Here is a 9,539-nt window from a genome sequence, read left to right on the forward strand (position 1 = left end):
CGCTCTACAACACAATTAGAAACCAACTTAAGCATTCATCGTGTCATTTTCCTCAACCCACACGCATTTGTCGGCCCTCGACAGGCGGATCGCCGCCCCCGCCCTTCCTCCATGAGCTGGTCCTTCCGCGCCCTTCGCCTGCTCGCCGGCCGCCTGACCCTGGCGCAGCAGCTCGTGCTGCTGGCGCTGCTGCCGGCGACCGTGGCGACACTGGGCGCGATCGCGGTGCTGACACGCCAGCACCTCGCGAACCTGACCGAGCTGATGCGCGCCAATGCCCAGACCGTGGCCCTGCAGGTCGCGACCGTGGCCCAGTCGCAGATCCAGCACATGGACCGCCGGGCGCTGCAGCGCACCGCCCAGTCCGGCAGCACTCAGCCGCATGTGCAGCATGTGCAGATCTGGTCGGAAGAGGGCGAAATCCTCGCCAATGCGGACACTACGGACCTGCGGCGTGGCGAAGGCCTTCAGGTGGTCGCGCCGATCACCGGCGACGACGGCAGGCACACCGGCAAGGTGATGGTCGAGATGAGCCTGGACGCGGTGAGCAACGCCAAGAGGGCGGTCTGGTTCAACGTCGTGCTGGTGCTCGGCGCCAGCCTGGTCGGCGTCGGGCTGGCGGGCTGGTGGGCGGCGCGCCGCATCAGCGCACCGATCCAGGCGCTCGGCGAAGCGGTCGACCGGCTCGGCGCCGGCGAGGATGCCCAGGTGGAAGTGGAAGGCACGACCGAGGTTCGGCGGCTGCAGCACGGCTTCAACCTGGCGGCGCGTGCGCTGCTGGAAAGCCGCAACCAGCTCGAAAGCCGCATCGTCCACGCGACCGCCGAGCTGGCCAGCAAGAACCAGCAGCTCGAGGTCGCGAGCCAGGCCAAGACGCGGCTGCTGGCCGCTGCCAGCCACGACCTGCGCCAGCCGCTGCATGCGCTCACGCTGTTCTCCGACGGGCTGGCCAACGGCGAGACCGATCCGGTGCGGCTGCAGCGCATCGGCCACATCCGCGAGTGCGTCGAATCGCTGGACCGGCTGTTCTCCGAGCTGCTCAACCTCTCGCAGCTCGACGCCGGCGTGCTGCAGCCGCATTGGACCGATTTCGCGCTCGACAGCCTGTTCGACGAGATCAGCCGCAACTTCCGCGCCGTGGCCGAGCAGAAGAACCTGCGGCTGGTGGTGCGCAAGACCGACGCCTGGGTGCGCTGCGACTACGTGATGCTGTCGCGCATCCTCAACAACCTGGTGTCGAACTCGCTGCGCCACACCGCGGAGGGCGGAATCCTGGTGGGTGCGAGGCGCCGCGGCAAGGCGATCCGGATCGACGTCTGGGACACCGGCATCGGCATCGCGGCCCACCACCAGCCGCGGGTCTTCGAGGAGTTCTACCAGGTGGATCCGCAAGGCCGGCAGGGCAGCCGCGAGTCACGCGGCATGGGCCTGGGCCTGGCCACTGTGCAGCGGCTCGCGGCCCTGCTCAACACGCGGGTCGAACTCAGTTCACGGCCGCACAAGGGCACCTGCGTGCGCGTGCCGGTGCGCTCGATCGGACCCGCGCCCGCCTTGGCGATGCCGCTCGCGGAACTCCCCGGCATGCCGACCGAGGACGAAGTCCAAGCCCGGGCCAGCCTGGTCGGTGTGGTGGTGCTGGTGATCGACGACGAGCGCACCATCCTCGAGGGGCTTCAGGTCGTGCTCGCGAACTGGGGCGCGCAGGTGCTGGCCGCCCAGAGCCGCGCCGAGGCCCTGGCGCTCGCCGATGCCTGGGATCGCCCGCCCGACGTGGTGCTGAGCGACCTGCTGCTGGAGGGCGGCGACAACGGGCTCGACGTGCTCGCCGCCCTCGCGCGCCACCCCCGCGGCATCGGGCCGTCGACCGCGCGCCTGCTGGTGACCGGCGAGACCAAGCCCGACCGCCTGCGCGAAGTCGCCGGCGCCGGCGTCGCGGTCCTCTACAAGCCGGTCTCGCCGCGCGTCCTGCGCCAGGCGATTCAGGCTCAGATGGCCGCGGTGCGCGTCGCCCTCGCGACCCCGGCGTAGGCGCCGTACGTCGTCAGACATAGACCGACAGGCTGCGGAATTTCGCCCTCCGCCCCCCAATGCGCCGCCACCGCGGGTGGACATAAGCCCTCTGCCTTATCGCGCCCAAACAGCCGCCTTCGTACATTGGCTCCATCGCCCTCTGCGGATGCAGTCCATGTTTTCGACCCGTCTCCCCACGCTGCCTGGCCTGCAGCGCGCCATTGCGGCCATGGCCTGCGCGGTCCTGCTGTGCGGCGGCGTCCAGGCGGCCGGGCTCACCGTGCTGATGGCTGACGAAACGGCCGCCCACATCGAATTCGTTCGTCAACTGCGGGAAACGCAGGACGCCGGCAGCCGCTTCGACCTGATCCACCTGGTGGCCGGCGAACCCGCCGGCGAGGACCTCGCGGCGGCCCCGAGGCCGGCCGGCATCACGATGGCCGTCGGCATCACGGCGGCGCGCTCGGCGATCGAACGGGCCGGCCAGGATCCGCTGGTGCTCGCGATGCTGAGCCGGCTCGACTACGAGAGCCTCAAGGGCACGGCGGCGCTCCGGCGCCCGGAGCGCCGGATCGGCGTGCTGCTGCGCGAGCCCGCGATGGCAGACCAGCTGGCGCTGATCGATGCGGTGCTGCCCGCAAAGCGCCGGCTGGGCGTCGTCGCGACCGCGGAGTCGGAGCCGATCGTGAGCGAACTGCAGCGTGCCGGCCAGGGCTGGGACCTGCAGCTCGAATACGCGCCGGACGCCACGTCGCTGGCGGCGGTGCTGCGGCTGCTGGTGTCGCGCAGCGACGCGCTGCTGGTGCTGCCCGACAAGATCGGCGACAGCCAGGCCGCCACGCTGGCGGTCCTGCGCGCCGGTGCCGCTGCCGGCCTGCCGGTGTTCGGCACCAACGAAGGTTTGGTGCGTTCCGGCGGCCTGGCCGCCGCGGTGTCGACGCCGCGCCAGCTCGCACAGCAGGCGCGCGCCCTGGGCCGCAAGCTGGCCGCAGCCAACGGCGCCGCCAGCGTGTGGGTCGAGGCCGCGACGCCGGCGACCGTGCGCGTCAACACCACCGTGGCCCGCGGACTGGGCCTGCGCCTGCCTGACGAACGCGACCTGACCGCCGGCGTGACCGGTGTTCGATGAGCGCCGCCGCGACATGACCGCGCCCAGCCATCGCCTGGAGGTGCCCGCCGCTGCCGTCGGGCCGAACGATCCGGCGCTGGCTGAGCACAGCGCGCTGGTGGTCGGGGGCAGCCTGCATCGCGACCTGTTCCGGCTGGGCGTGGTGCCGTGCGCGGCGGTCGCGCTGGCGCTCACCGCCTGGTTCACCCACGGCCGGCTGGCCACGCTCGAGACCGCGTTCGATGCCGAGGGCGAGGCGGTGGCGCGCCAGGTCGCGGCCATGTCCGACCTGAGCCTCTACGCGGGCGACCTGCCGGCGCTGCAGAACGTCGCCAATGCCGCGCTGCGCGGCGGCCAGGTGACGCGGGTCGAGATCAGCAACAGCGCCGGCGTCTATGTGACGGCCGGCCCGAAGACCGCCTCGCTCGCGCAACTGCGGATGTTCACCGCGCCGGTCACGCTGCGCGAGGCCTCGCGCACGAGCGCCTTCGCGCCCGCGGGGTCGACGGCGGCCGGCGAGACGCCGATCGGGCTGGTCCAGACCTTCCGCGACACCACCGCCCACGCGCGCGAACGCACACTTTCGCTGATGGCGGGCATCGGCATCGCGATGATCGCGCTGCTGGTCGCCTGGGCCTGGGTGCGCCATACGGCGCGCGCCGTGGCGCAGCCGCTGCGCCGCATCTCGCGCACGGTGGCGGCGCTGGAGGCCGGCCGCTTCGATGCGCGCTGCAACGTGGTCGGCCCGCAAGGCGCCGAGGACAGCCCGGCCGGGCGCGCTCGGCGCCCCCCGCACGAGTTCGCCAACCTCGCGCACGACATCAACCGACTGGCCGAGCGCCTGCAGCGCAATCGCCAGCAAAGCGAGGACCGGGTGCGCGAAGCCACGGCCGTGGCGCTGCAGCGCATGGCGGAGGCCGAGCAGGCCGCGCTCTCCCGCGCGCGCTTCCTGGCCGCCGCGAGCCACGATTTGCGCCAGCCGCTGCATGCGATGGGGCTGTTCATCGACGGCCTCCTGCCGACCGCCTCGCGCGTGCAGCGGCCCGCGGTCTTGCGCCTGCAGGAAGCGACCGGATTCATGGGCGTGCTGCTCGACGACCTGCTCGAAATCTCGCGGCTCGACGCCCAAGTCCTGACGCCCGCGATCGGCGGCGTGTCGCTGGCGACGCTGTTCGACCAGCTCGAAGCGCAGCACGCCGCACCGGCGGCCGCGGCCCAGGTGCGGCTGCTGTGGCGCGACCACGGCCTGGCGGTGCGAAGCGATGCCGCGCTGCTGCTGCGCATCGTCGGCAACTTGGTCAGCAACGCCGTGCGCCACACACCGCGCGAGGGCACGGTGCTGGTGGTGGCGCGCCGCCGCGGCGACGCGGTGCGCATCGAGGTGCGCGACAACGGTGTCGGCATCGCGCCGATCCATCAGGGACGCATCTTCGAGGAGTTCTACCAGGTCGCCAACACCGAGCGCGACCGCCGCCAGGGCTTCGGTCTGGGCCTCTCGATCTGCTCGCGGATCGCTGCGCTGCTCGGCACCCGCATCTCGGTCCGCTCGGCGCTGCAGGCCGGCAGCACCTTCGCGCTCGAGCTGCCGCTTGCCAGCCCGCGAGAAGTGATGCCGCGGGCACCGGAACCGCAGGCATCGGCGCCATTGGCCGGCCTGCACTGCCTGGTGGTGGACGACGACCCGGCGATCCTCGACGGCAGCCGCACCCTGCTCACGCAATGGGGCTGCCCGGTCGACTGCGCATCCACGCACGCCGAAGCCCTTGCGCAGCTCGGGGCGGACGGCGCGCATTTCGACGTTGTGCTGTGCGACCTGCAACTGGCGCGCGACGAAGACGGCATGGAGGTGATCGAGGCGACGCGCCGGCTGCAGCCCGATGCGCTGCCCGTGCTGGTGTCCGGCGCCACCGGGCCCGAGGCGCTGCAGCGCCTGCGCCAGGGCGGCGTGATGCTGCTCACCAAGCCGGTCGCGCCGGCCAAGTTGAGGGCCCTGCTATCGACGCGCCGAAAGAATGAAATCCAGAGCATTCCTTGATTGCTCAACTTGTAGGCTGGCGGTGACAGCCCCCGTGATGCACCGGGAACCGGCACGGCGCGAAAGCGGCCATGCCATGCCTTATTGGTAACCATTTGCGTCAACACTGAACACGCCTCGCGCGGAATGACGTTGCGACAGCCGGCCCATCGACCCGCGCTCACGGCGTGTTGGCATCGACCCAGTAGGTTTCGGAGCCCCCTCGCTCCGCACTCAGGATTCAGGCCGGCACGCCGTCCACATGGGTCCGGCCCCAGTGCCGGTGCTTCGCGATCGCGGCAACGAAGTCCTGCGCGATCCGCGCCGCCGCGGTCGTGTCGCCGAGATTGGTGACCGGCGTCGACGCCACCACCACGCCGGCCGGCGCCGCCTTGGGGTCGGAACCCACGCCGAGCGTGGCCAGCAGCTGCACGCCCTCCCCCACGGCGCAGATCGCCTTGCAGTGCTTGTAGGCCTCGAGCACGAAGTGCACCGCGTCCCCGTTCTCAGCCAGGGTCTTGGCGCCCTGGGCACCCGCGGGCACCAGCACCGCGTCGAACATCACCGAGGACGTGTTGACGAAGGTGGCGTCGACCTCGATCTGGCGCTTGGAGGCGCTGGCGATGGTGCCGAGCCGCGGGCCGACCACCCGACAGCGCGCGCCGGCCTGCTCGATGGGCTCGCGGATCGCCTTCAGCGAAGCCGAGTCGATGCCGTCGGCGACCAGGATCGCGACCTTGCGCGTCCTGACCGAGCCGTCGCCGGAGCCGGCCATGCTGAGCGCTGGCGATTCGTCGATCGGAAGCGTGAAACGGTGGTCGCGGAATCCCGCGCGGCCTGCCGCCGCTTTCGCATCGGGTGCATGGATGCCCAGCACCTCGGCCACGCGCCGCGCGAGCTTCTCGTCCACGTGCGCCAGGTTGTCGACCATGCGCTGGCGCACTGCCGGCACCTCGACCTTCGACAGCTCGAAGCGGAAGGCGGCGATGAGGTGCTCCTTTTCGGCCGCGCTCTGGCTGTTGAAGAACAGCCGCGCCTGCGTGAAATGATCGTCGAACGACGGGCTGCGCCGCCGCAGCTTGGGCGGCTCGGTCTCTTCCGGGAAGGACTGGAAGCCGGTGCTGCCGCCGTCGACCCGGAACTCCTTGCCATCGCCCAGCGAGTTCGGCTCGTAGGCGACCTGGCCCCGTGCGATGGTCTGGCGGTGCATGCCGTCGCGCTGGAAGTTGTGGAAGGGGCAGGTCCCCTTGTTGATCGGCAACTCGTGGAAGTTGGCGCCGCCCAGCCGCGAGATCTGCGTGTCGGTGTAGGAGAACAGCCGCCCCTGCAGCAGCGGGTCGTTCGAGAAGTCGATGCCCGGCACCACGTGGCCCGGGTGGAAGGCCACCTGCTCGGTCTCGGCGAAAAAGTTGTCGGGGTTGCGGTTGAGCACCATGCGGCCGATGCGCTGCACCGGCACCATCTCCTCGGGGATCAGCTTGGTCGGGTCCAGCAGGTCGAAGCCGAAGGCGTGCTCCTTGTCCTGCGGAACCATCTGCACGCCGAGCTCCCATTCGGGGAAGTCGCCGTTCTCGATCGCCTCCCACAGGTCGCGACGATGGAAGTCGGCGTCCTGGCCGGCGATCTTCTGCGCCTCGTCCCAGGCCAGGCCGTGGACGCCGAGCCTCGGCTTCCAGTGGAACTTGACGAAGTGGCTCTCGCCGCGCGAATTGACGAAGCGGAAGGTGTGGACTCCGAAGCCCTCCATCATCCGCAGGCTGCGCGGGATCGCCCGGTCCGACATGGCCCACATCAGCATGTGGGTGGTCTCGGGCATCAGCGAAGCGAAATCCCAGAAGGTGTCGTGCGCGCTCGCCGCCTGCGGCATTTCGTTGTGAGGTTCGGGCTTGACGGCGTGGATCAAGTCAGGGAACTTCATCGCGTCCTGGATGAAGAACACAGGGATGTTGTTGCCCACCAGGTCGTAGTTGCCCTGCGGCGTATAGAACTTGACCGCGAAGCCGCGCACGTCGCGCACCGTATCGGCCGATCCCCGCGAGCCCGCCACGGTCGAGAAGCGCACGAAAACCGGCGTCTTCACCGCCGGGTCCTGCAGGAACTCGGCCGAGGTGAATTGCGACATCGACTTGTAGACCTCGAAAAAGCCGTGCGCGGCCGACCCTCTGGCATGCACCACCCGCTCCGGGATGCGTTCGTGGTCGAAATGCGTGATCTTCTCGCGCAGGATGAAATCCTCGAGCAGGGTCGGCCCGCGCGCGCCCGCCTTCAGCGAGTTGTGGTTGTCGGGGATCTGCAGGCCCTGGTTGGTGGTCAGCCGGGCCTCGATGTCGGTCGTGAAGGCGGCCAGTTGCGCCTCCTTGGCGTGGCTGCCGTCACTGCCGTCACCCGGCCTGGGGCGACGGCCCGCGGCCGCCTTGATCGGTTGCGTCATCTGGATTCCCTTGGATCAAATTGAAAGGCGAAGAAAGACAAGACGGCGCAGCCGCAGCGCCGCTCGCAGGATCTCGCCGGAGCCTGTCGCCGACGCCTGAAGAGCTTAGGCCGGCGCCGTGCCGCGGGCCGTAGTGGCCGCGCGCTGGCCGCTGTCGGCGCACCGAGCCATGCACGGTAGGACCACGCCGACGGGTGTTCCGCAAGCGCCTACGCCGCCTCGCGCGCTCGCCCACGCCGCAGCGCCAGCCGCTTCGATAGGATGGGACGCACGCGGGCGGTGGCATCAAGCATGCTTTGCCTGCATTCCCCCCCTCCTCCAAGGCCAGCCCCATGCTCATCAAAATCGGTTTCGACATCGAACTCGGGGTCACGGCGCCGACCGCGCTGATCTACATGCTGGCGCTGCACCCTTCGCGCGCGGGCGACCTCCAGGGCCCGGAGAACCTCACGATCAGCCCGCCGCTGCGCACCGACCACCACACCGACAGCTTCGGCAACCACTGCGCCCGCGTGGCGGTGCCCCTGGGCGTGAGCCGGGTGAGACTGCGCAACGAGGCGGTGGTGTTCGATCCGGGCTTGCCCGACCCGGTCGCCCACGGCGCGATGGAGCACGCACCGGCCGACCTGCCGGTGGGCACGTTGCAGTTCCTGCTGCCGAGCCGCTACTGCGAGGTCGACAGCGAACTGCTGCAGTTCGCCTGGAGCCGGTTCGGCGGTGTTCCCCCCGGCTGGGATCGCGTTCAGGCCATCTGCGACTTCGTGCACCAGCACCTGCGCTTCGACTACCAGTGCGCTCGCGCCACCCGCACCGCGCTGGAGGCCTACCGGGAGCGCGTCGGCGTCTGCCGCGACTTCACGCACCTGGCGATCACGCTGTGCCGCTGCATGAACATCCCGGCCCGCTACGTGACCGGCTACCTGGGCGACATCGGCATCGCCCCGGTGCCCTATCCGATGGATTTCAGCGCCTGGTTCGAGGTCTACCTCGGCGAGCGGTGGCACACCTTCGACGCCCGGCACAACATCCCGCGCATCGGCCGCGTCGTGATCGCGCGCGGCCGCGATGCGGCCGATGTGCCGATCACGATGGTGTTCGGCGTCAACACGCTGGAGCGCTTCGAGGTGACGACCGACGAGGTGTTCGCGGTCTCGGCCTGACCGACGGCACGGCGCTGCACGCCGATCAGCGGCAGATCGCCGTCCCCGCCGGTCGCCAGGTCTTTCCATCCTGGCCCTGGTAGCGCAGCGCTACGAGCGAGCCCTGGACTTCCCACTTGCCGACGCCGGGAGCGATCACTCATGACCACCTCCCGGGCCCCCACCTGAGCTGAGCTTCAGTGGGCGGCGCGCGCCTGGGCCGAAGGGCGCGCTCAACCCCCTCCGCAATGTGAAAAATCTCACGAAGGCTCGTGGGATGGGCCTTGGCCGCTATTCAAACCATAGCGTTCGCGCAGTTTCGTAACCGTTTGTGTGAACTCCTTCCTTAGGTAACTAGTACCTTCGTCCTAAATTCGAAAGTACTCAATTCCTGCTTCGGCGGGGCGTTTGCAACCTCGGAAAGAACACTATGAACTGCGTTTTCAGGATCATCTGGAATGCGTCGAAAGGCCTTTGGGCCGTGGCATCGGAGCTGGCAACGGGCGTCGGCAAGTCGACGGCAAGCGGCACGTCCCGGTCCGATTCGCAACTCGAAATGCCTGGGTTCGCACGGGCCAAGGGGCTGCAGGCCTGTGTGGCCGTGGCACTTCTCGCCATGGCGGGTGTCGCGCCGGCAGCCAACTGCGGCAACGACAAGGACGTCGGCAATGCGTCGAACTGCCATGCTCCTGCTCCTGCTCCTGCTCCTGCTCCTGCTCCGGCTCCAGCCCCGGTTCCAGCCCCGGTTCCAGCCCCGGTTCCAGCCCCGGTTCCAGCCCCGGTTCCAGCCCCGGTTCCAGCCCCGGTTCCAGCCCCGGTTCCAGCCCCGGTTCCAGC

Annotated in this window: 6 protein-coding genes; 5 read left to right on the top strand and 1 reads right to left on the bottom strand. The window is 69.9% G+C overall.

Going from position 1 to position 9,539, the window contains the following annotated elements; all coding sequences use genetic code 11:
* The first annotated feature begins 111 nt into the window (after window positions 1–111).
* The 3 genes from AC1D2O_RS35000 to AC1D2O_RS35010 all read left to right on the top strand — a co-directional run bounded on the left by AC1D2O_RS35000 (window position 112) and on the right by AC1D2O_RS35010 (window position 5,153).
* Window positions 112–2,028: an ATP-binding response regulator gene (locus AC1D2O_RS35000; RefSeq protein WP_478158703.1), complete on the top strand. Its 1,917-nt coding sequence runs from the start codon at window positions 112–114 to the stop codon at window positions 2,026–2,028.
* 157 nt (window positions 2,029–2,185) lie between these two features.
* Entirely contained in the window at window positions 2,186–3,139 is a 954-nt protein-coding gene (locus AC1D2O_RS35005; RefSeq protein ID WP_478092504.1) for an ABC transporter substrate-binding protein, read from the top strand.
* A gap of 13 nt (window positions 3,140–3,152) precedes the next feature.
* Window positions 3,153–5,153 (top strand): sensor histidine kinase, encoded by a 2,001-nt coding sequence (locus AC1D2O_RS35010; RefSeq protein WP_478158704.1) that lies wholly within the window; start codon window positions 3,153–3,155, stop codon window positions 5,151–5,153.
* A gap of 220 nt (window positions 5,154–5,373) precedes the next feature.
* Here AC1D2O_RS35010 and AC1D2O_RS35015 read toward each other — a convergent pair whose 3' ends face one another.
* On the bottom strand, window positions 5,374–7,563 hold the full coding sequence (locus tag AC1D2O_RS35015; RefSeq protein ID WP_478093245.1) for a catalase: 2,190 nt from the start codon (window positions 7,561–7,563) through the stop codon (window positions 5,374–5,376).
* A 332-nt stretch (window positions 7,564–7,895) separates the two neighbouring features.
* Between AC1D2O_RS35015 and AC1D2O_RS35020 the strand changes: the two genes are divergently transcribed.
* Entirely contained in the window at window positions 7,896–8,723 is an 828-nt protein-coding gene (locus tag AC1D2O_RS35020; RefSeq protein WP_478093247.1) for a transglutaminase-like domain-containing protein, read from the top strand.
* Window positions 8,724–9,132: 409 nt separating this feature from the next.
* The coding region (locus AC1D2O_RS35025; RefSeq protein WP_478158705.1) for an ESPR domain-containing protein at window positions 9,133–9,539 on the top strand (407 nt) is incomplete at its 3' end.

This window comes from Variovorax sp. P1_G12 (assembly GCF_056405555.1).

Coding starts and splice junctions, on each gene's coding strand:
- AC1D2O_RS35020 (WP_478093247.1), top strand. CDS start 7,896: ATGCTCATCAAAATCGGTTTCGACATCGAACTCGGGGTCACGGCGCCG.
- AC1D2O_RS35010 (WP_478158704.1), top strand. CDS start 3,153: ATGACCGCGCCCAGCCATCGCCTGGAGGTGCCCGCCGCTGCCGTCGGG.
- AC1D2O_RS35015 (WP_478093245.1), bottom strand. CDS start 7,563: ATGACGCAACCGATCAAGGCGGCCGCGGGCCGTCGCCCCAGGCCGGGT.
- AC1D2O_RS35005 (WP_478092504.1), top strand. CDS start 2,186: ATGTTTTCGACCCGTCTCCCCACGCTGCCTGGCCTGCAGCGCGCCATT.
- AC1D2O_RS35000 (WP_478158703.1), top strand. CDS start 112: ATGAGCTGGTCCTTCCGCGCCCTTCGCCTGCTCGCCGGCCGCCTGACC.